The sequence below is a fragment of the Halorubrum sp. SD683 genome, from assembly GCF_002135045.1.
In the GTDB taxonomy this organism is placed as follows: Archaea; Halobacteriota; Halobacteria; order Halobacteriales; family Haloferacaceae; genus Halorubrum; species Halorubrum ezzemoulense.
In genome coordinates, this window is sequence record NZ_NEWJ01000006.1 from 37,448 (window position 1) to 57,883 (window position 20,436).

Consider the following 20,436-nt stretch of genomic DNA (forward strand, 5'->3'; position numbering starts at 1 on the left):
GAGGACCGGAAGCGGTCGCCCGAGCCTAAGGCTATCAGATGCGATAATCTCTCCCGTACAGTTTTGTGAGGGCGGTCGGAGCAGGGGACATGGAAGTTCCGCCCACCGTCCGGGAACACGCCGGCGTGCCGTTACTCGTCTGGATCGGCGGGGGGTTGTTCGCGACGCACGTGTGGCACGCGATCGGCGAGGAAGAGAGCGCCGCGACGTTCCTGTTGGGTATCGTCGCTCCCATGCTCTTCGCCGCCGGCGTCGTAGGCGGCGGCGTCTGGCTGTGGAGGCGGGACACGGACGGCGAGTACGCGCTCAGAGTCGGGAGTTGGTCCGCGGTCGGAGCCGCCGTCCTGGCCGTCGGTGGGGTCCTCGTGATACTGTATCAGCAGCAGTACGGCGTGGTGATGGACGAGCAGGCGTTCGTCGTCGTCAACGCCGCGTCGGGCGGAGCCCTCCTCGGATTCATCGTCGGCGTGTACGACATCCGGCAGCGGAGAGCGGAGGAGAGAGCGACCCGACTCACCCGGCAGCTAACCGTCCTCAACCGCGTCCTCCGTCACGACATCCGTACCAACGCCAACGTCATTCAGGGGAACGCGAGTCTCCTGACCGAGGAGTCGGTCGACACCGACGAGAAGGCCGACACGATCCGACAACAGGCGACCGATCTGGTGAAACTGGGGAAACAGGCCCGGAGCGTCGAGCAGATCCTGACTACGGAGGAGGGCGACCGAGAGTCACAGGAGCTCACCCCCACCGTCGAGGCGTGCTGCGAGCGAGTCCGGCGCGACAATCCGTCGGCGGAGATCGACGTCTCGCTGCCGCCGACGGTGCCCGTCGTCGCGCACCGGCTGATCGACTCGGCGCTGGCGAACGTCATCGAGAACGCGGTCGAACACAACGACAAGGAGACGCCGCGCGTCCGCGTCGAGACCGAGCCCGTCTCGCGGAATGGGACCGACTACGTCGAACTGCGAGTCGCCGACAACGGGCCGGGGATCGCCGAGAGCGAGATCGAGGTGTTGAAGCGCGGCTACGAGACGGACCTCGAACACACGAGCGGGCTCGGCCTCTGGCTCGTCAGCTGGATCGTGGCGCGCTCGGGCGGAGAGGTCCGCTTCGAGGAGAACGATCCCGAGGGCAGCGTCGTCTGCCTGCGACTGGCGCGGGCCGACGGCGGCGCGCGGTCCGTCGGGGGATCGGACACCGCCGCGCCCGCCGTGTAGCGGTCGCCGAGAGCCGTCTCTGCGTTCGACGACTGCTCTCGCCGCTCGGTCAGCGGATCGGCGCGCCGCCATCGGGTGCCGGATTCGGAGGGAGTCGCACGCGCGGCCCCGTGCTCGCGACCGCGGCGGGCGACGCCGGCGGCAACGGCGGGGCGGAGTGGGGCGGTCGCGCTAACAGCAGAACATGAACGGGTAGACCAGGGCGACGCGGTCGCCCGCCTCGAGCTCCGTGTCGAACCCGTTCTCGTTCTCGTTGAAGTGGCCGTTCACGAGGATCCGGGCGTACGTCGTCGTCTGCTCGCCGACCGGGTTCTTCGTCCACGTCCCCGGCAGCTCGTCCGGCGCCGGCGCCCAACCGCTGTGAGTCGCGTCCGCCTCGGTCTCCGCGATGAGCGTCTCCTGGAGCTGCGGATACTCCTCGAACAACTCGTCGAGGAACGCCCGGAGCGTGTCGCCCTCGAACGCGTACTCGAACTCGTGCTCGTCGAGCTCCGTGCGGACGTGGCCGGTACACCGGACGGTGACCGTCGTCTCCGCCTCGGTCGCGGCGGTCGGCGCATCCTCCGGGTCCGTGCCGTCCGCCGCTGTCGGAGGCGACTCCGCCAGTTCGCTGGTCTGAGTCATGTGTCGGCGTACGCCGCCGCCTCGGGTAAGACAGAGTGCGAACATGTTCGCCGGGATAGTGCCGACAGGACGCGGGCACCGTCGGCCGTCGCCCTCTGCGCGCGGGTCGAGTCGCCCGCCTCACTCGTCGAGCCGGTCGGAACGCTCCGACCACCCGGTCGCGTCCGTCGCGAGGTCGTGGACCTCCTTCCGGATCCCCGCGTAGTTGTCGACGATGTCCTGCGTGGTGACGATCCCCTCCGGTGTCGTCCCGTCGACGACGACGAGCTTCTTGACGCCCTCCGACCGCATCCGCTTCGTCGCCGTCCGGAGCGTCGCGCTCGGTCGGACCGTGACGAGGGGAGCGCTCGCCGCCTTCCGGACCGGAATCGCCGACAGCGGGTCGTCGGTCGCGTAGCCGGCGCGGAGCACGTCGCTCTCCGTCAGGATCCCGGCCGGCGTCCCGTCGTCGGTGACGACGACGCTGCCGACCCGGTTGCGGAGCATCCGCTCCGTGGCGTCTCGGACCGCGGCGTCGGCCCCGCAGGTCACGAGGTCCGTCGTCATCACCTCCTCGACGAGCATACACTGGGGTACCGCGTCGGCGTACTTGTAGGTGTCTTCGCGGGGCGCGGAACCGGGCGCGGCGCGGAACCGGGCCTCGGCCCCGCGCGGCGCGGCCGCCGCCGCTCAGTAGTGCCAGGGGTACTCGCGGAACCGCGGCTCCCGGCCCTCAAGGAACGCGTCGCGGCCCTCTTGGGCCTCCTCTGTCATGTACGCGAGCCGCGTCGCCTCGCCCGCGAACACCTGCTGGCCGACCATCCCGTCGTCGGCCATGTTGAACGCGTACTTCAGCATCCGCATCGCCGTCGGCGACTTCCGAGTCATCTCGTCGGCCCACTCTAGGGCCACCTCTTCCAAGTCTTCGTGCGGGACGACCTCGTTGACCATGCCCATGTCCGCCGCCTCCTCGGCGGAGTAGGTCTTCCCGCGGAAGAACACCTCGCGGGCCTTCTTCTGGCCGATCTGCTTCGCGAGGTAGGCGGAGCCGAACCCGCCGTCGAACGAGCCCACGTCGGGGTCGGTCTGGAGGAACTGCCCGTGCTCCTCGCTGGCGAGCGTCATGTCGCAGACGACGTGGAGCGAATGACCGCCGCCGACCGCCCAGCCGGGGACGACCGCGACGACGGGCTTCGGCATGAACCGGATCAAGCGCTGGACTTCGAGGATGTGGAGCCGCCCCGCCCGCGCCTCGCGGACGAGGTCGTCGTCGTCGTCGCCCGCCTCGTCGTCGTCGCGGTACTCGTAGCCGGAGCCGCCCCGGACGGACTGGTCGCCCCCCGAGCAGAACGCCCAGCCGCCGTCCTTCTCGGACGGACCGTTGCCGGTGAGGAGGACGCAGCCGACCTCGGCCTGCTTGCGCGCGTGGTCGAGCGCGGCGTACAACTCGTCGACCGTGCCCGGCCGGAATGCGTTGCGGACCGCGGGGCGGTCGAAGGCGATCCGGACCGCGGGGACGTCGACGGCGCGGTGATAGGTGATGTCGTCGAACTCGTCGGTGACGGGCTCCCACGCGTCGGGATCGAAGATCTCCGAGACCATGCCGGATCGTACGTCCGGACCGTTGATAAACGGCGTCGGATCGACGGACGGAGAACGCGACCGCGCCCGGACCGGGGTGAAGTGAAGCCGTTCGGCTCAGAACGGTGCGCGCTCGGTGCGCCGCACGGCCGGAAGCGGGAGCCGGCTCCGGAGTCCGAGGGGGACGCGGGAGCCGCGACTCGCCCGTCGGGACCCGTCAGTCGTTCTGCGCGTACGCGCCCTTCGGGTGGCCCTTGTGCTGGAGGTTGCGGTTGTCGCGCTTCCGCGTCGCCGTCGCGGGGATGACCTCGCGGGACGGGTCGATCTCGGACCGCGGCATCCCGGTGTACCCGTGGTCGGGATGCTCGGAGCAGTGTGCCATCGCGTCGTGCGAGCCCTCCCACGGGCCCTCGTCACAGCCGTCCGCCGTACAGACGAACACTATCTCCTCTGACATGCTAACCGTGGCTTCCGGGCCGGTGTACAAAAACCCCGCACCGAAATTATCAGAATTGATTACGGGCCGTGTCCGAGGCGGACCGACGGCGCGGCGGAGGGTCAGTCTCCCGCGGCGGGCGCGCCGAACAGCTCGACGCTCGTCCCGTCGTGTCGGCAGTCCTCGAGGGCGTGCTTGGCCGCGAATCCGGCCTCATGGGCGGACGGGCCGCGGCCGACGCCGACCTGGAGCTCGATGTCCACGTCGTCCTGTACGTGGGTGACCGCCGACAAGAACGCCGCCTCCGGGAGGTCGGGACAGACGGCCACGACGTTGTCGCCGCCGACGAAGAAGGAGAGGGCGCCGTGCGCCTCGCGGAGGTGGCGCATCAGCGAGCCGTACGCCCGTTCGATGTTGATGAACGTGTCGAACTCGTTGAGCCGGTCGGTGTACTTGCCGGTCGCGTTGACGACGTCGAAGTGCGCGATCTGGAGGTCCGACCGCTCCGTCTCCGAGAGGTACTCGCCCGCGAGCACCTCGGTCCGACTCTCGTCCTGCGCGCTGCCCGCGGTCTGGAGCCGCCGGTTCGCCGCTTCGAGCGCGTCGACCGGGCGCTCGGCGACGGCGGTCCCGAGGCTGATACTGACCGGGTAGCGGTTGCCGATCGACTCTTGGAGGGTCGCGTGGGCCGCGCCGTCGACGCCGTTGGTCACCGCGATCATGTTGTCGAAGCGAGTGAAAAAGACGTAGGCGTCGCGGTGGCCGAGGAACTGGGCCACGTCGGCGAAGAGCCGCGACTGGAGCGTCTGGAGATCCATCTCACGGCGCGGCTCCGGCGTCGTCGTCCACGGCCCGTAGTTGTCGATCTGGACGAGGGTCACCTGAGTCGTCGTCACAGTGAACGTCGGTACGGAACCCGGCCGCTTTACCCTTCCGTTATCCCGAAGGTGGGATCGGTACCGAGTTCGTGATCGGCGCGGCGGCGGCAGCGGTCCGTTCGCGGACGCAAGCGCAACTCCTAGGACCGTGGCGCCCCCACCACGAATATGGATTTCAGCGGCGCCGTCCTCGACGTCGACGGCACGGTCGTGCGGGGCGACGATCCGATTCCGGGCGCCCCCGCTGGGTACCGCCGCCTCCGGGAGGCCGGCGTCGAGACGCTGTTCGTCTCGAACAACCCGACGAAGACGCCGCGGGCGTACGTCGACCGGCTCGGTGGGGCGGGGTACGACATCGACGCGGACCGCGTCTTCACCGCGGGCAGCGTGACGACGCGGTACCTGCGGGAGCACCACCGCGACGACGACCTGCTCTGTATCGCCGACCCCGGACTGCTCGACCAGTTCGCCGAGGCTGGGCTCTCGACGACCGACGACGTGGACGCCGCCGACGCGCTGGTCGCCTCCATCGACCGCGAGTTCGACTACGAGGACCTCTGTACCGCGCTCTGGGCCCTAGAGCGCGACATCCCCTTCATCGGTACCGACCCAGACGTGGTGATCCCAGCCCCGGAGCGCGACGTGCCCGGCTCCGGCGCCGTGATCAACGCGATCGCCGGCGTCGCGGAGCGCGACCCCGACGCCGTCCTCGGCAAGCCCTCGGACACCGCGACCGAGATGGTGCGCGAGCGGCTCCCCCACCCCGCCAAGGAGTGTCTCGTCGTCGGCGACCGGCTCGACACCGACATCGCGCTCGGCGAGCGCGCCGGGATGACGACCGTCCTCGTCCGGTCGGGCGTCACCGACGACGGTGACCTCGCGGCGTCCGAGATCGAGCCGGACCACGTGCTCGACCACCTCGGTCAGATCGACCGAGTCGTCGGCTGAGGAACCCCGAAGCGGTCGGTACCCGTTCGCCGCGTGGGAAACAGTTATGCGCGGTCGAGCGTACCGTTCTCGCATGGGAGTGGTTGACTCACACGAGGACCGGACCGGAGACGACGAGGAGGACCCCGAGGAGTCCGTCCGCGTGGTGGAGGGACACGCGGTCCAGTTCAACGAGTACCGGTACTGACGGGCGAGCGCGTTCGGGCCTGACGGGCGAGGAAATGCGGTTGTGACGCCTGGATCGGTGTCCGCGCTGTCCTGACGGCCGGCGCCGGCGTCCGCGCGGGCCGCGACCGACCGCCCGACGGCTGTCGGGACCGTTAAGTGGTCGTCGCGGGTAGCCGAGGGTGTGATACCGAGGCTCCGACGCGCGAGTACCTTCGCCGCGGTGGCCGCGATCGCGGTCCTCGCGCCGGCGCTCGACACCGCCGCAGCCGTCCCCTTCTTCGCCGTCGCCGGGGCGGCGTTCTTCGGCGTCCGCGACGGCGAGTGGTTCGAGACGCTCGCGCTGCCGGGCGACCGCGAGGCGGAGCGCCTCTACGGCCTCGTCTCCTTCGCGCTCGCCGGCGCGGGCCTCGCGCTGTTCGCGTCGCTGCCGCGCGCTCCGCTGCCGTACGAGGCGTTCGCGGCCGCGACGCTCGCGGTCGGCGCCGGCCGCCTCGGCCGGACGCTCGTCTCCCGTCGGACCGCGGACGAGTTCCCGCTCGTCGCCGGCTACGTGGTCGCCGGCACGGCCGCCGCCCTCGCCGGACAGATCGCGGTGCGCCTTCAGACCGGGGCGCCGGTCGACGGCGCGACGCTCCCGGTCGCGGTGTTCTTCGCGGCGGCCGCGGCGCTGACGGCCGCGCTCGTCCGCTCGCTGGTGTTCTCGCGGGACGCCCATATCACGACGATCCTCGTCGCGTTCGTGACGTGGGGGTTCATCGCCCTGGAGCCGACCGTCGACGCCCCCCTCGTCGTCGCCGGCCTCGCGGTGACCGGCGCGCTCGGGTACGTCTCCTTCGCCATCGGCACCGCCTCGGTCGCGGGGATGCTCACCGGGGTCGTCTCGGCGCTGCTCGCGGTCGTCCTCGGCGGCGTCGGCTGGTTCCTTACCCTCATGTCCTTCTACGCGTTCGGGGGGCTCGCCTCGAAGTACCGGTTCGACGAGAAGGCGGCCCGCGGGGTCGCCCAGGAGAACGAGGGGGCCCGCGGCACCGGGAACGTGCTCGCGAACTCGGCGGTCGCGCTCGCGGCGGTGGTCGGCTACGCGGTCGCGCCGCACCTCGCCGTCCCGGCCGCGCCCTTCGGCTTCGCGTTCGCGGGCGCGACCGCGACCGCGATGGCCGACACGCTCTCCTCGGAGATCGGCGGCCTCTACGACGGCCCGCGGCTGGTGACGACGCTCCGCCGCGTCGAGCCCGGGACCGACGGCGCGATCACCTGGCAGGGCGAACTGGCCGGCCTCGTCGGCGCGCTGCTCGTCGGCGCCCTCGCCGCCAGCGGGTCGCCGCTGATCAGCCCGGTGGTCGCCGGCGGCGTCGCGGCGGGCGGGGCCGTCGTCGCGGCCGGCGTCACCGGGATGACCGTCGACAGCCTCCTCGGCGCCCTGATCGAGGGGGATCGCGTCGGGAACCAGTCGGTGAACTTCCTCGCGACGCTCGCCGGCGCCGTCGTCGCCGTCGCGCTCTGGGCGGGGGTGTGAGATGACGGGCGACGGCGACGGCGCCGGGCGAAAACCCGACGCCTCCGGCGATCCCGACCCACGAGTGCGCCCCGGCCGACCCGCCGACGCCGACCGGATCCGCGGGCTCCAGTCGCACCTCAGGCAGCCGAGCCCGGACCTCCTGGAGTACGGCCTCGCGGTTGGCGCCGCCCGCGTGAGCGTCGCCGAGGGACGCGTCGTCGGCTACCTCCTCCCCGTGGACGCGCCGAACCGCCCGGGGCTCCACGTCGCGGAGCTCGTCGTCGCGCCCGGCTTCCGGCGCGAGGGGCGCGCCCGCGGGCTCCTCGACGCGGCGATCGCGGACGCCGACGGCCCCGTCACGCTCCAGGCCCACCCCGACAACGACGCCGCCCGCTCGCTGTACGAGTCGCTCGGCTTCGAGGTCGTCGACCGCCGACCGGACGCGTACGCCGACGGCGACGCGCTCGTGCTGCGATACGTCTCGTAAGGGGTCGGCGGCGCACTCGTATGTGGGGACCGCAGGCACAAGGACTATTCGAGCGCCACGCCTCCGGACAGCCATGAGTGACGCCGACGCGGAGACGGGGTCGATCGAGGTCGACTTCGGCGAGGACGGGCTGGTGCCGGCGGTCGCCCAAGACGCCGACTCCGGCGAGGTGTTGATGCTCGCCTACGTCTCGCCGGAGGCGCTGGCGCGCACCCGCGAGACCGGCGAGGCGCACTACTACTCCCGGTCCCGCGAAGAGATCTGGCACAAGGGAAATACCTCGGGCCATACCCAGTCGGTCCGGGAGGTCCGGGTCGACTGCGACGCCGACGCGCTGCTGTACCTCGTCGACCAGGCCGGCGGCGCCTGCCACACCGGCCACCGCTCCTGTTTCCACCGGACGGTCGACGGCGAGAACGTCGGCGAGCGCGTCTTCGACCCGGACGAGGTGTACTGACCGATGTCGGGGGAAACCGCCGGCGCCACGTCGGGAGGCGCCGAGGGCGACGAGGACGACCCCGTCCGCGGGGCCGGCGAGGCGGCCGCGCGGCTCCGGGAGCGCTACGACGAACTCCGCCGGATCGAGTCGCGGATCGACGACCACGGGCGGGACCGGGTCGAGGCGGCGGCCGACGCGTACCGCCACGCGCACCGGATCCTCGACCGATACGAGGAAGACGCGGTCGGCTCCGGCGACTTCGAGTCGTACGTCCGGTTCCGCGGCGAGTTCGGGGACGCGGTCGACATCGACGACGACCTGCCGGCCGCCGAGGCGTTCGAGGCGGCGGACGAGGCGGTCGACAAGCGGCGCCTCTCCGACGAGGACTTCGCGGCCGCCCGCGAGGCGCTGGAGCCGGCGGGGGAGTTCGTCGACCTCCTGGAGGCGTACGACGACGCGGTCGACGACTACCGGGCGGGCCGGAAAGCGGCCAAGGAGGCCCGCAAGCGGCTGGAGTCGCGGGTGGAGGAGCTCCGTGAGGTCGCCGACATGGCCGACGCGGACCTCGACGCGGACCTCGACCGCCTCCGCGGGCCGATCGATTCGTACGATGAGGCGGTGATGGAGGCGTTCCGGGAGTTCTTCAAGTCGGCGTCCGCCCGCGAGGTGTTCGACTTCCTCGACCGCGCGGACGCGACTCCCTTCGTCGACGTCGACGTGCCGCCGACCGACCTCGCGGAGTACGTCGAGACGCACGCGGCCGGCGAGGAGCCGCCCGCGACGCTGCTGGAGTACGCCGACTACACGAACTCGAAGCTCGACCACTACGTCGACGACCCGGGCGCGCTCCGCACGGCGGTCGCGGTCCACCGGACGTACCTCGAACGGCTCGACGGCGAGCCGCTGACGCTCGACTGGCCGCCGAAGCCGGGCGACGAGCTCGCCTACGAGATCGACGAGCTGGTCCCGCTCGTCGGGCGGATCGCCGACGACGACGCGGTCGCGACCCTGCGCTCGGTCCGCGAGCTCGCGCGGAGCGACGAGTACGGGCGCCTCCGCCGCGCGGCGGAGGTGCGCCACGCGCTCGACGACGGGGACCTCGCCCTGATCGAGCGCGGCGAGGCCGACGAGCGGCTCGCCGAGGCCGAGCGGACGCGCTCGGTCGTCGACGACGTGTTGAGCGAGACGGAGCGGTGAGCGGCGCGGGCGGCGACCGGATCCCCCGCCGTCGAGTGCGGATTTTTAAGCCTCGTCGCGGCGGAGCACGGGTATGACCCGATTCGACGCCGCGACCGAGGACGAGCGGCTGAAGCTGTTCGCCGACGCCGCGGCCGCGCACCGCGCGCGCTCCGGCGACGTGATGACCGTCGACGTCGACCCCGACAGCGACGACACCAACGGCGGCGAGGTCCCGCCGTGGATCCAGCTCGCGGGCACGGAGCTAATTCTCGACTGTACCGACGAGGAGCTGGAGCGGCTGAAGGCCCTGCTCTCGGAGTTCCCGGAGTTCCGCATCGACGAGCTCGTCAGCCCGGAAGAGGCCGAGGGGACGAACGCGGTCGTCACGGCGCGGTCGGACGCGAACCGCGTCGCCGGGTTCGTCGAGCGCGCCTTCCGAGAGGTGTACGAGCTCGACGCCGAGTACCGGGCGTGGGTGACGGCAATCTGAGGCGGGCGATCGGCAAAGGCGTCACCGACCGGCCGGGCGTTACCGGCCGACCCGAACGTCACCGACCGCGAGTCACTTCGCGAAGTAGCTCGTGAAGTAGCCCGAGAGGAAAGAGCTGATCGCGACCGCGAGGAGGAGGTCGGTCGTGTCGTGGTCGCCGTCGTCGGCCGCGAACCAGGTGACCGCGACGCCGATGCCGAGCGAGATCAGGCCGTTCGCCGTGTCTTCTTTGACTCCCATACCCCCCGTTGGCGGCGGAGCGACAAAACCGATGCGGCGGGTCCGGTCTCGTCCGCACCGCGGCGAGTCGGCGCGGTCGCGCTAGCGCCCTCACCGCCGCTCAGTGGAACCCGCGGTCGACGTCGTCGTCCTCGATCAGGTCGTCGAGCTCGGCGGTGAGCAGCTCCTCGGCCTCCTCGAAGGTGTCGGAGAGTTCGTCGAGCTCGTCGGGCCGTCCGTCGAACTCGTACTCCATCGGGCCGAAGGCGGGGGAGTCGACCGCTTCCATCACGTCCTCAAAGAGGTGGTCCGGGTCGGTCGGCGCCTCGGCGTGGACTCTCAGCGTCTCGGTGAGCCGCGTCGCCATCTCCTCGGCGTGGTCCTCGTCCTCGGGCGCCGTCCGGACCGCGAACCGCCCGTCGCTGTCGGCGTCGGGCAGGAGCGGGTCCAGCCCGTCGTCGACCTTGCGGGCGACCTGCGCTCCGACGCCGCGGAGGTCGCGAGGGTTCTTCGCGTACGTCTTCAGGTGGTAGAGGCCGACGCTCGGGTGACCGAAGTAGAGGTCCTCCCCGAGGCCGCCGCGGCGGGAGCCGGCGACCGCGCGCCAGCCGTCGGGGTCGGTCGAGTCGCTCGCGACGTCCGCGAGGATGTCGTCCCAGTCTCGCACGCGCATGTCGGTCGACAGTACGGAAACGCGGGCGCAAGAGCGTGTCGGTGGCGGCGGCGCGCGCCGGAGCGGGTCGTCAGGGCGCGTGGAACGAGGGCGGTCGGCGGGACTACTGGTACGCCTGAATCCCGGTGAGGTCCTCGCCGAGGATCAGGGTGTGGATGTCGTGGGTCCCCTCGTAGGTGTAGACGGTCTCCATGTTCGCCATGTGGCGCATCGGGGAGTAGTCGGCCGTGATCCCGTTGCCGCCGAGCATCTCGCGGGCGATCCGCGACTGGTCGCGCGCCGTCCGCACGTTGTTGCGCTTGGCCATCGAGACGTGCTGTGGCCGCAGCTCCCCCGCCTCCTTGAGGTCGGCGAGCCGGTGGGCGAGCAGCTGCGCGAGCGTGATCTGCGTCGCCATCTCCGCGAGCTTCTCCTGTTGCATCTGGAAGCCGCCGATCGGCTTGCCGAACTGCTCGCGGTCCGCGGCGTACTCCCGGGCGGTCTCGAAGCAGTCCTGCGCGGCGCCGACGGCGCCCCACGCGATGCCGTAGCGGGCCTGTGTCAGACACGACAGCGGTCCCTTCATCCCCTCGACGCCGGGGAGGCGGTTCTCGGCGGGCACGCGGACGTTCTGGAGGCTGATCTCGCCCGTGATCGACGCCCGGAGGCTGAGCTTCTCGTCGATCTTGTTCGTCGTGACGCCGTCGCGGTCGGTCTCGACGAGGAACCCGCGGACGGGCGTCCCCTCCTCGCCGTGGTCCTTCGCCCACACGACCGCGACGTCCGCGATCGGGGAGTTCGTGATCCACGTCTTCGAGCCGTTCAGGACGTACTCGTCGCCGTCGGGCTCGGCCATCGTCTCCATCGCGGAGGGGTTCGACCCGTGTTCCGGCTCCGTGAGCCCGAAACAGCCGACCGCATCGCCGGTGCCGAGCCGCGGGAGCCACTCCTCTTTCTGCTCGTCGCTGCCGAACGCGTGGATCGGGTACATCACGAGGGCCCCCTGAACGCTCGCCATCGAGCGGAGTCCGGAGTCGCACGCCTCCAGCTCGCGCATCAGCAGGCCGTACGCAGTCTCGCTGACATCGGGTAAGCCGTACCCGTCGAGGTTCGGCGCGTAAAAGCCCATCTCACCCATTTTCGGGATGAGGTCCGTGGGGAACGTCCCCTCGATCCAGTGGTCGCCCATGTCCGGGACCTCCCCGTCGACGAACGAGCGCGCGGAGTCGACGAGCAGGCGCTCCTCCTCGGACAGGGTCGACTCCATGTCGAAGTAATCCAGCATACCATCGCTATCGAACCCAAGAATAAATAACCATAGTTGTGTCCGCCACCCGACCGGAGCCGCGGGCAGCGGTGGTCAGGGAGAGACGGGCGACCCCGGCGAGAGGCCTATCGGGAACGGTTCGGCTCCGGTCACGCGTCCGCGTGGCACGAGTAGCCGCACGCGGACGTGGAGCCCGCCCGATCTGCGGGTCTCCCACCCGTAGTTTTGTATCGCGGTTACGAGGGGTCCCCCATGGAGTTTCCCGACCGTTCCGAGGTCGACGGGCTCATCGATCCGCAGCCCCTGCCGGAGTTCGCGCGGGTCCGGTACGAGCCGCGGGCCGAGCGCCTCGACGGGGTCGCGGAGACGGCGCGCGAAGAGCTAGACGAACTCGCGCTCGACGGCCTCGACTCGGGCGCCACCGTGGCCGTCGGGGTCGGCAGCCGCGGGATCGACCGGATCGACGAGGTCGCGGCGGCGGTCGTCGAGCGGATCGCCGAGCGCGGCTTCGAGCCCGTGGTGGTGCCGGCGATGGGGAGCCACGGCGGCGCGACTCCGGAGGGGCAACGAGAGGTGCTGGCGGCGCTCGGAGTCACCGAGGAGCGCGTCGGCGCGCCCATCGACGCGCGGATGGGAGCCGAGCGGCTGGCGACGGCGGGCGTCGGCGACGCCGACCTGCCGGTGTACTTCTCCGAGGCGGCGCTCGCGGCCGACGCCGTCGTCGTGGTGAACCGGGTGAAGGCTCACACCAACTTCACGGGGGAGATCGAGAGCGGGCTGACGAAGATGACGGTCGTCGGGCTCGGTAAACAGCGCGGGGCGAAGTCGTTCCACTCGACGGCGCTCGCCGAGGGGTACGTCGAGACGCTGACGGCCGCGCTCGACGTGATCGAGGAGGAGACTCCCCTCGTCGGGGGAATCGCGCTCGTCGAGAACTTCGAGGAGGAGATCGGTCACCTGGAGGCCGTCCCGGCGGGGTCGTTCCTCGCCCGGGAACCGGAGCTGTTGGAGCGCGCGAACGACGAGATGCCGACGCTCCCCGTCGACGACGTGGACCTCCTGGTCGTCGACGAGATCGGGAAGGAGATATCAGGGGCGGGGATGGACACGAACGTCATCGGGCGCTACCGCGTCCTCAACGCGCCCGACCCGGAGACGCCCGACGTCGACCTCATCTACGTCCGCGGGCTCACCGAGGCGACGAAGGGGAACGGCAACGGGATCGGGCTCGCGGACCTCACCCGGCGGTCGGCCGTCGACCAACTGGACCTGAAGAAGTCGTACGCGAACGCGCTCACGAGCGGGTCGCTCGCGAAGTCGAAGCTCCCCGTCGTGGCGCCCGACGACGAGTTCGGGCTCCGGACCGCGGCGGCTGCGTTGGGGGCGTACGACCCCGAGACCGCCCGGATCGTCTGGATCCGAAACACGCAGGACCTCGGCGAGTACCGCGTCTCCGACGCCGTGGTCGACGACCTCCCGGAGGGGGCTGACGTGGTCGGCCGCGAGACGGTCGCGTTCGAGGACGGGACGGCGCGGTTCGAGGCGGCGGGCGGCGACGCATCGGGCGCCTGACGCCCAGTACGGCCGCGTCGAGCGTGTCGGTCGCTCCGCCGTTTGCCTACAAGAAAATGTTTTCACGGCGTACGCGGGATGGGAGAGACATGGACCTACAGATCGACGGGAACGCGGCGCTCGTCACCGCATCGTCCAGCGGGCTCGGCAAGGCATCGGCGAAGGCGCTGGCGCGGGAGGGCGTCGACGTCGTCATCAACGGCCGCGACGAGGAGCGACTGGCGGCCGCGAAAGAGGAGATCGAGGCGGTCGCGACCGGCGAGGTCGTCGCACAGCCGGCCGACCTGACGGACGCCGCCGAGGTCACAGCGCTCGTGGAGGCGACCGTCGACGAGTTCGGCACTGTCGACCACCTCGTGACGAGCGCCGGCGGCCCTCCTTCCGGCTCGTTCCTCGACACCGACGACGAGGACTGGCAGCATGCCTACGACCTGCTCGTGATGAGTGTCGTCCGGCTGGCGCGGGAGTCGTATCCCCACCTCAGGGAGGGCGACGGCGGCACCATCGTGAACATCACCTCCCGCAGCGTGAAGGAGGCCATCGACAGCCTCGTGCTGTCGAACGCGGTCCGGATGGGCGTCATCGGGCTGGAGAAGACCCTCTCGAAGGAGTTCGCTCCGGAGGTGCGCGCGAACGCGGTCCTGCCGGGCCCCCACGAGACGAGCCGGATCCGGGACCTCGTCGAGGCCGCCGTCGAGCGGGGCGAGTACGACTCCTACGAGGAGGGGCTCGACGACTGGGCGGGGAACCCCCTCGAACGCATCGGCGACCCGATGGAGCTCGGCAACACGGTCGCGTTCCTCTCGTCGCCGAAGTCCGGCTACGTCAACGGTACCGCGCTCCCGATCGACGGCGGCTCCACCGGAGCGAACCTATGAAGCCGGTTGCGTTCGACGAGGCGGAGACGTACGAGCCGGAGGAGGGCTGGCGGCGCGTGTCGATGGCGGGCAGCGACCGGTTCTCCTTCGAGTGGTTCGAGAAGCCGCCGGGCCACAGCTCGCCGATGCACGACCACGAGAACGAGCAGGTGTGCCTCTGTCTGGAGGGCGAGCTGACCGTCGCGACCGAGGACGACGAGGTGACGCTTCAGAAGAACGACTCCGTCCTCTTAGCGCCCAACGAGCCCCACCGCGTCGAGAACACGGGCGACAAGCTCGCCGTCGGTCTCGACGTGTTCGCGCCCGGACGCTCGTTCGACTTCTGGACCGACCGCGAGGAGTGAGATGAGCGGGGCGACCGCGCGATGAAGTACCTCGCACGGACGGCGACCGGCGACCCCCTGCTCGGCGGCGAGGAGGGGTACGTCCCCCTCGGCGCCGTCGAGCCCGACCTCGAGACGGTCCGCGACGCGCTCCCCCGAGCTGCCGCGGGGACGCTCGGCAGCGTCGCCAGCGCGACGGCCGACCCCGTCCCGGCGGCCGACCTGTCGTTCGGCGCGCCGCTGGCGTCGTTCGGGAAGCTGTGGGGGATCGGCCTGAACTACGCGGAACACGCCGGCGATCTCGACGAGGAGCGCCCGACGGAGCCGGCGAGCTTCATGAAACCGTCGTCGGCCCTGACCGGGCCGGACGGCCCGATCCGCCTGCCGCCGCGGTCGCAGAGCGAACGGGTGACCGCCGAGGCGGAGCTGGCCGTCGTGATGGGCCGGACGTGCCGGGGCGTCGACGAGGGCGAGGTGAGCGACGTGATCGCCGGCTTTCTGCCCGTGATCGACATGACCGCGGAGGACGTGCTCCAGCAGAATCCCCGGTTCCTCACCCGGGCAAAGAGCTACGACACGTTCCTCGTGCCCGGCGCCGCGATCGCGGTGCTGGAGGGGCCGATCGACCTCGACGGGCTCTCGGTGCGCACCGAGGTCAACGGGGAGGTGCGGGCCGAAAACGAGATCCGAAACATGCTGTTCCCGCCGGCGGAGATCGTCTCCTTCCACTCCGACGTGATGACGCTGGAACCGGGGGACCTGTTCAGCACGGGGACGCCCGGCGCGGCGCCGATCGCCCCCGGCGACGAGGTGCGGGCGGTCGTCGAGTCGGTCGGCTCCGCCGACGCGCCGGTGACCCGGTAGGCGAGCGCCGACCCGACGCGGACGCGATCCCGGCTCACCGACAGCGTTTTTCGACGGCGCCGCCGAGCGGGGACGTGAACGTTCGGGGGCCGATCGTCTCCGTCGGGGAGGCGCGGACGGTGTCGACGTCGTACGGCGAGCGCGACCTCCGCGAGGTGCGGGTCCGGCCCGACCGCGGCGCGGGCGACCCGGTCGACGTGACGCTGTGGGGGAAGTGGACAGAGGTCGCCGAACACGCGGAGCCGGGGATGGAACTGCTCGTCACCGACCCCGAAGAGGACGAGTACCGCGGGGAGACGGGGTACGCGACGACCGACGAGTCGTGGGTCGTCCTCGAACCCGACTTCCTCGTCGACGTGACCGGCATCCGGTCGTGGGTCCAGTGCCCGCGGATGTACTACCTAAACAAACTGTCGGGGATTCCGCTCAACTACCCCGTCGTCAAGGGGACCATCGTCCACGAGGTGTTCGGCGACCTGCTCCGCGGGATGGACCTCGACGAGTCGGTCGCGGAGCGCGTGGCCGAGGCGGGCCTCGAACTCGGCCTCCTCGGCTACGAGACCGCGGAGGTGGAAGACGAGGTGCGGCGCAACGCCGCCGCGGTCGAGGGGTGGCTCGCGCAGGGGACGCTCGCCGACGAGGACACGTGGCGCTCGGAGTTCTCCCTCATCTCGCCCACGTTCGGGCTGAAGGGGCGCGCGGACGCGCTCCGGCGCGGCACGCCGGTCGAACTGAAAACGGGGAAGAACACCAAGCGGGAGCCGCGGTTCCACGACAAGGTACAGGCGGCCTGCTACGCGCTCATGCTCGACGAGCGCGGCGTCGACCCGGACATCGGGACGCTGCTGTACACGAAGAACACGGCCTTGGACCGCAACGAGGAGTCGGGCGACCTCGCGCCGGCCAAGGAGTTCACCGTCGGCCGGGGGTTCCTGGAGTTCGTCGTCCGCGAGCGAAACGCCCTCGCGGCCGCCGAGTGGCGCGCGCTCAACGAGGCCGGCGAGCGCCCCGCGGTGCCGACGGGGTACGAGGCCGACGCGACCTGCAGCTACTGCTTCGAGCAGGACGCCTGTATGGTCGTCTCCGGCCGGCTCGACCAGGAGTCGAAGGCGGGCCAGATCGGGACGCCGGTGCCCGAGGAGGAGCGCGACTACTTCGACCGGTTCTACGTCGCCCTCGAAGAGGAGCGCCGCGAGACTCACGCGGAGTACCGGAAGCTGTGGGAGCAGACGCCCGAAGAGCGCGCGGCCGACGACCGCGCGCTGATCGGCTTGGAGCCGGTCGCGCAGACGGAGATCGACGACGCCCGGTGGGAGCTTCGCGCGAAGAAGCCGAGCGACGCCGTCTCGAAGCTCCGCGAGGGCGACGTGGCGCTCGCGAGCGACGGCGACCCCGTCGCCGGCCACGCGGAACTGGGCCGGATCACAGCCCTCGGGAGCGACGAGGTCGTCGTCGAGACGGACGAGTCGGTGGAGCTGCGGCGGCTCGACGTCTACCCCTCCGAGATCTCCGTCGACCGCTCGCTGACCGCGCTCCACGACGCCGTCCTGAAGGGCGATCCCGACCGCAAGGACGTGATATTCGGCCGGCGGGACCCGTCGTTCCGGGACCCGGCCGAGCGCCCACCGGGCAGCCCCGGAGCCGACGACCCGGACGCGCCCGACGCCTACATCGACAACAACGCGGCGCAGAACGAGGCGGTCGAACTCGCGGTCGACGCCGAGGACTGCGCGCTGATCCACGGCCCGCCGGGGACGGGGAAGACGTACACAATCGCCCGGACGATCCGCGCGCTGGTCGCGGAGGGGAACCGGGTGCTGCTCTCCGCGTTCACGAACCGCGCGGTCGACAACGCGCTGGAGGCGCTCCGCGACCAGGGGTTCGACGACGTGCTTCGAGTGGGAACCGAGACCGGCGTCCGCGAGGACATGCGGGACGTGCGGCTCGTCCAGCGCGGCGAGCCGAACGCGAAGGCCGCCGAGTTGCGGGACGCGCCGGTCGTCGCCGCGACGACGGCGGCCTGCGGTTCCCGCGTCATGCGCGAGTGCGAGTTCGACGTGGCTCTCGTCGACGAGGCCTCCCAGCTCACCGAGCCCGGGACCCACGCCGCCGTCAACCTCGCCGACCGGTTCGTCCTCGTCGGCGACCACGAGCAGCTCCCGCCGGTCGTCCGCGCGGAGAACGACCTCCGGACCTCGCTCTTCCAGCGGCTCATCGAGACGTACCCCGACGCGAGCGTGATGCTCGACCGGCAGTACCGGATGAGCCAGCGGATCCAGGCGTTCGCCTCCGCGGAGTTCTACGACGGCGCGCTCCGCCCCGCGACCCCCGAGGTGGCCGGGCAGACGCTCGCGGACCTCGGCGTCGACCCCGACGCGCTCGCGCCCGACCTGACCGGCGGCGTCGGGTTCGTCGACCCGGACGGCAAGCGCGACGGGAACCGGAACGTCCGCGAGGCGGAGCGCGTCGCCGCGATCGCCGACGCCTACGTCGCCGCCGGCGTCGACCCCGACGACATCGGCGTGATCGCCCCCTTCCGGGCGCAGGTCGCGGAGATCGGCCGCCGGACCGACGTGACGGTCGACACCGTCGACCGCTTCCAAGGCTCCTCGAAAGAGGTGATACTCGTCTCGCTCGTCGCGACCGGCGACCTCGACGGGCCGATATTCGAGGACCACCGGCGGATGAACGTCGCGCTCACCAGGGCGAAAAAGCAGTTGACGCTGGTGGGCGACGCCGACGCCCTCGCCACGGACCCCTTCTACGCCCGGATGCTCGACTGGGCGCGGAGGTGAGGAGCGACCCTACGACTCGTCCGCGTCGGTGACGATCCCCGGCTCCTTGCTCGCGATCACGACGATCCGGTCGGTGAGGTCCTCGATCGTGTTCGCGAGCTCGTCCAACAGGATCGCGAGCTCGCGGTAGACGAGCGGCTCCTCGATCGCGTCGTCGGCGAACGCGGTCTCGATGGCGTCGTTGCGCAGCTCGTCGCACTCGCTCTCGAGGGCGCGGATCGACTCGATCCCCTCGGCGAGCGTCTCGGTGGCGTCGGCGCGCGCGAGCCCCCTGACGAACCCCTCGACGACCTCGGCGAGGACTTCGGTCATCTCGGCGATCCGGGCGGCCATCTCGCGCATGTCGGCGAACGGCTCGACGCCCGCGGCCGGGCGCATCATGGCAACCTCCTGGACGATCCGCTCGGTGTGGTTCGCGACCACGTCCAGCTCGTTGTAGAAGTCGAGCAGCGCGGACTCGTTGAAGTTGATCCGGGTGTTCAGCAGGCCGATGTCGTCCGGCCCGGCGTCGGTGATGAGCCCGGTGAGCCCGCGGACGAGGTCGTCGCACTCGCTCTCGACGGCGGCTATCTCGTCGACCGTGTCTCGGGACGCGCCCTCGCTCGCGTACTCGTCGAGCGCCCGCGGGAGGAGGGCGACGCAGTCGTCGATCTGGTCGAGGTACGCGACCGTTTGGGTCTCGAGCCGTTCCCCGAAGTCGGCGTCGGTGGACATGTGCGAACCCACGCGCGTCGGCGGTAAAGAGGTTCCCTCGCGTGTCGTCGATCGTGAGGGTCAGGCGGTCGCACGCCGCGGATCGGCGGTGCCGCGGACCCGCGTCCTACAGCTCGGCGGCGGCGTCGAGCGCCGCCTCGACCTCCGGGGCGTCGAACCACTCGCGGTCGGTGTACGCGTTCGCGCCGGCCGCGTACAGGTCCGAGACCGCGTCCACGACCGCCGGCGGGAGCGGGTCGGGGTCCGGGTCGCAGAGCTCGCGCCAGTCGTCGATGTCGCGGTCGGCGACCGCGTCCTTCGCCTCGCCGACGGCCGCGACCCAGTCGGGGTCGTTCGCCTTGTACCACTGGCGGACGACCTCCTTCGAGATCCCGCGGCCGCCGTACGAGAACCGGTTCTCGTCGAAAGTGCCGACCACGTCGGCGACCCGGAGTTCGCCGTCGACGTAGAGGCACTCGATCTTGCCGTCCTCGTGGACGAACCCGGTCGCCTCGGCGCGCTCGGTGACGACGCGGTTCACGTCGCGCGCGAGCGATTCGAGGGCGTCGACGGCGGCGGCGCCCGCGATCTCGTCGGCCTCCGCCCGGGTGAGATAGCGGTCCTGCTGCTCGTACTTCGTCGAGAACTCCACGACCGGCTCCGGGAGGTCGACCGGCTCGGCGGGCCAGTCGCCGTCGGCGAGGTCGTCGAGCCCGAGGTCGGCGGGCTCGGCGCGCTTCCGCAGGCTGGACCCGACGGGGACCCGGTTGCGGAAGACGACCTCCAGCGGGACGAGGTAGTTCCCCCCGCCCGCGGCGTGGAATGCCTCGTAGTCGTAGCCGGCGTGGGGCCCCTCGTACGACAGGTCGGGCACCTGCGTCAGGTCGATGGCCATCTCGGTGGGCGGCGCGGTCGCCTCGGCGAGGGGGACGGGGTCGGGCTCGGTCCCGTCGTCCGCGACGGTACCCGGGTCCACGACCCCGCGGTAGTGGGTCGGGACGCCCGCGTCCTCCAGTAGTTCGAAGTTGAACGCGCCCATCGCGCAGAGGCTCGCCCCCTTGTGGGGGATCGCGTCGGGCATCTGTCCCCAGTCGAACACCGAGTAGGCGTCGGTGAAGGCGAACCGACCTCGGCCGAGTCCGTCGGCGGTCGCCGGCTCGTCGACGCGGAACTCCTTGACGCTCGTCATGACTCACACCGCGACCGCCTCCCACATGAACCTTTCAGTTACGTGCGTACCTCGGAC

Annotated in this window: 22 protein-coding genes; 12 read left to right on the forward strand and 10 right to left on the reverse strand. The window is 71.1% G+C overall.

All coding sequences use genetic code 11. The features are described 5' to 3' along the window. The first annotated feature begins 89 nt into the window (after window positions 1-89). A complete protein-coding gene (locus B9G49_RS03520; RefSeq protein WP_086215434.1) occupies window positions 90-1,220 on the forward strand; it encodes an ATP-binding protein in 1,131 nt (376 codons plus the stop codon). Window positions 1,221-1,391: 171 nt separating this feature from the next. On the opposite strand, the gene B9G49_RS03525 is transcribed toward B9G49_RS03520, so the two are convergent. The 5 genes from B9G49_RS03525 to B9G49_RS03545 all read right to left on the reverse strand — a co-directional run bounded on the left by B9G49_RS03525 (window position 1,392) and on the right by B9G49_RS03545 (window position 4,736). Then, complete coding sequence (locus tag B9G49_RS03525; RefSeq protein WP_086215435.1) at window positions 1,392-1,844, reverse strand: MoaD/ThiS family protein; 453 nt, start codon at window positions 1,842-1,844, stop codon at window positions 1,392-1,394. 120 nt (window positions 1,845-1,964) lie between these two features. Further along, window positions 1,965-2,408 (reverse strand): CBS domain-containing protein, encoded by a 444-nt coding sequence (locus tag B9G49_RS03530; protein WP_049931622.1) that lies wholly within the window; start codon window positions 2,406-2,408, stop codon window positions 1,965-1,967. A gap of 105 nt (window positions 2,409-2,513) precedes the next feature. After that, the gene (locus B9G49_RS03535) at window positions 2,514-3,425 is read right to left on the reverse strand and encodes a 1,4-dihydroxy-2-naphthoyl-CoA synthase (RefSeq protein ID WP_049931623.1); all 912 of its coding nucleotides are present in this window, start codon (window positions 3,423-3,425) and stop codon (window positions 2,514-2,516) included. Window positions 3,426-3,621: 196 nt separating this feature from the next. Beyond that, complete coding sequence (locus tag B9G49_RS03540) at window positions 3,622-3,861, reverse strand: hypothetical protein (protein ID WP_049931624.1); 240 nt, start codon at window positions 3,859-3,861, stop codon at window positions 3,622-3,624. Between the two features lie 101 nt (window positions 3,862-3,962). Beyond that, window positions 3,963-4,736, reverse strand: coding sequence for a GTP cyclohydrolase III (locus B9G49_RS03545; protein ID WP_086215436.1), 774 nt, complete (start codon window positions 4,734-4,736; stop codon window positions 3,963-3,965). A gap of 150 nt (window positions 4,737-4,886) precedes the next feature. Here B9G49_RS03545 and B9G49_RS03550 point away from each other — a divergent pair, with 150 nt between their 5' ends. From B9G49_RS03550 to B9G49_RS03575, 6 genes are all read left to right on the forward strand, one after another. Further along, window positions 4,887-5,666 carry an HAD-IIA family hydrolase gene (locus tag B9G49_RS03550; RefSeq protein WP_086215437.1) on the forward strand — a complete coding sequence of 260 codons (780 nt, stop codon included), beginning with the start codon at window positions 4,887-4,889 and terminating at the stop codon, window positions 5,664-5,666. A gap of 349 nt (window positions 5,667-6,015) precedes the next feature. Continuing rightward, window positions 6,016-7,350: a DUF92 domain-containing protein gene (locus B9G49_RS03555; protein WP_086215438.1), complete on the forward strand. Its 1,335-nt coding sequence runs from the start codon at window positions 6,016-6,018 to the stop codon at window positions 7,348-7,350. Between the two features lies 1 nt (window position 7,351). Then, window positions 7,352-7,819, forward strand: a complete 468-nt coding sequence (locus B9G49_RS03560) for an N-acetyltransferase (RefSeq protein ID WP_049931629.1) — start codon at window positions 7,352-7,354, stop codon at window positions 7,817-7,819. Window positions 7,820-7,892: 73 nt separating this feature from the next. Continuing rightward, window positions 7,893-8,276: a phosphoribosyl-AMP cyclohydrolase gene (hisI, locus tag B9G49_RS03565; RefSeq protein ID WP_086215439.1), complete on the forward strand. Its 384-nt coding sequence runs from the start codon at window positions 7,893-7,895 to the stop codon at window positions 8,274-8,276. A gap of 3 nt (window positions 8,277-8,279) precedes the next feature. Then, on the forward strand, window positions 8,280-9,455 hold the full coding sequence (locus B9G49_RS03570; protein WP_086215440.1) for a hypothetical protein: 1,176 nt from the start codon (window positions 8,280-8,282) through the stop codon (window positions 9,453-9,455). A 73-nt stretch (window positions 9,456-9,528) separates the two neighbouring features. Continuing rightward, complete coding sequence (locus B9G49_RS03575; RefSeq protein ID WP_086215441.1) at window positions 9,529-9,927, forward strand: hypothetical protein; 399 nt, start codon at window positions 9,529-9,531, stop codon at window positions 9,925-9,927. 72 nt (window positions 9,928-9,999) lie between these two features. Here the strand turns inward: B9G49_RS03575 and B9G49_RS16640 are convergent, their stop codons facing one another. The 3 genes from B9G49_RS16640 to B9G49_RS03585 form a co-directional block, all read right to left on the reverse strand. Next, entirely contained in the window at window positions 10,000-10,167 is a 168-nt protein-coding gene (locus B9G49_RS16640) for a hypothetical protein (protein WP_167373073.1), read from the reverse strand. Between the two features lie 100 nt (window positions 10,168-10,267). Further along, window positions 10,268-10,819: a hypothetical protein gene (locus B9G49_RS03580; protein ID WP_049931633.1), complete on the reverse strand. Its 552-nt coding sequence runs from the start codon at window positions 10,817-10,819 to the stop codon at window positions 10,268-10,270. A gap of 103 nt (window positions 10,820-10,922) precedes the next feature. After that, complete coding sequence (locus B9G49_RS03585) at window positions 10,923-12,083, reverse strand: acyl-CoA dehydrogenase family protein (protein WP_086215442.1); 1,161 nt, start codon at window positions 12,081-12,083, stop codon at window positions 10,923-10,925. Between the two features lie 234 nt (window positions 12,084-12,317). Between B9G49_RS03585 and B9G49_RS03590 the strand changes: the two genes are divergently transcribed. From B9G49_RS03590 to B9G49_RS03610, 5 genes are all read left to right on the forward strand, one after another. After that, on the forward strand, window positions 12,318-13,637 hold the full coding sequence (locus tag B9G49_RS03590) for a DUF362 domain-containing protein (RefSeq protein WP_086215443.1): 1,320 nt from the start codon (window positions 12,318-12,320) through the stop codon (window positions 13,635-13,637). 89 nt (window positions 13,638-13,726) lie between these two features. Further along, window positions 13,727-14,515 (forward strand): SDR family oxidoreductase, encoded by a 789-nt coding sequence (locus B9G49_RS03595; protein WP_086215444.1) that lies wholly within the window; start codon window positions 13,727-13,729, stop codon window positions 14,513-14,515. Then, window positions 14,512-14,859 carry a cupin domain-containing protein gene (locus tag B9G49_RS03600; RefSeq protein WP_086215445.1) on the forward strand — a complete coding sequence of 116 codons (348 nt, stop codon included), beginning with the start codon at window positions 14,512-14,514 and terminating at the stop codon, window positions 14,857-14,859. Before B9G49_RS03595 ends, B9G49_RS03600 begins: the two co-directional genes overlap by 4 nt. Window positions 14,860-14,880: 21 nt before the next feature. Beyond that, entirely contained in the window at window positions 14,881-15,702 is an 822-nt protein-coding gene (locus tag B9G49_RS03605) for a fumarylacetoacetate hydrolase family protein (RefSeq protein WP_086215446.1), read from the forward strand. A 74-nt stretch (window positions 15,703-15,776) separates the two neighbouring features. Continuing rightward, a complete protein-coding gene (locus B9G49_RS03610) occupies window positions 15,777-18,497 on the forward strand; it encodes an AAA domain-containing protein (protein WP_086215447.1) in 2,721 nt (906 codons plus the stop codon). 9 nt (window positions 18,498-18,506) lie between these two features. On the opposite strand, the gene B9G49_RS03615 is transcribed toward B9G49_RS03610, so the two are convergent. Beyond that, entirely contained in the window at window positions 18,507-19,211 is a 705-nt protein-coding gene (locus B9G49_RS03615; protein WP_086215448.1) for a DUF47 domain-containing protein, read from the reverse strand. 106 nt (window positions 19,212-19,317) lie between these two features. Further along, window positions 19,318-20,379, reverse strand: coding sequence for a phosphoribosylaminoimidazolesuccinocarboxamide synthase (locus B9G49_RS03620; protein ID WP_086215449.1), 1,062 nt, complete (start codon window positions 20,377-20,379; stop codon window positions 19,318-19,320). Window positions 20,380-20,436: the final 57 nt, after the last annotated feature.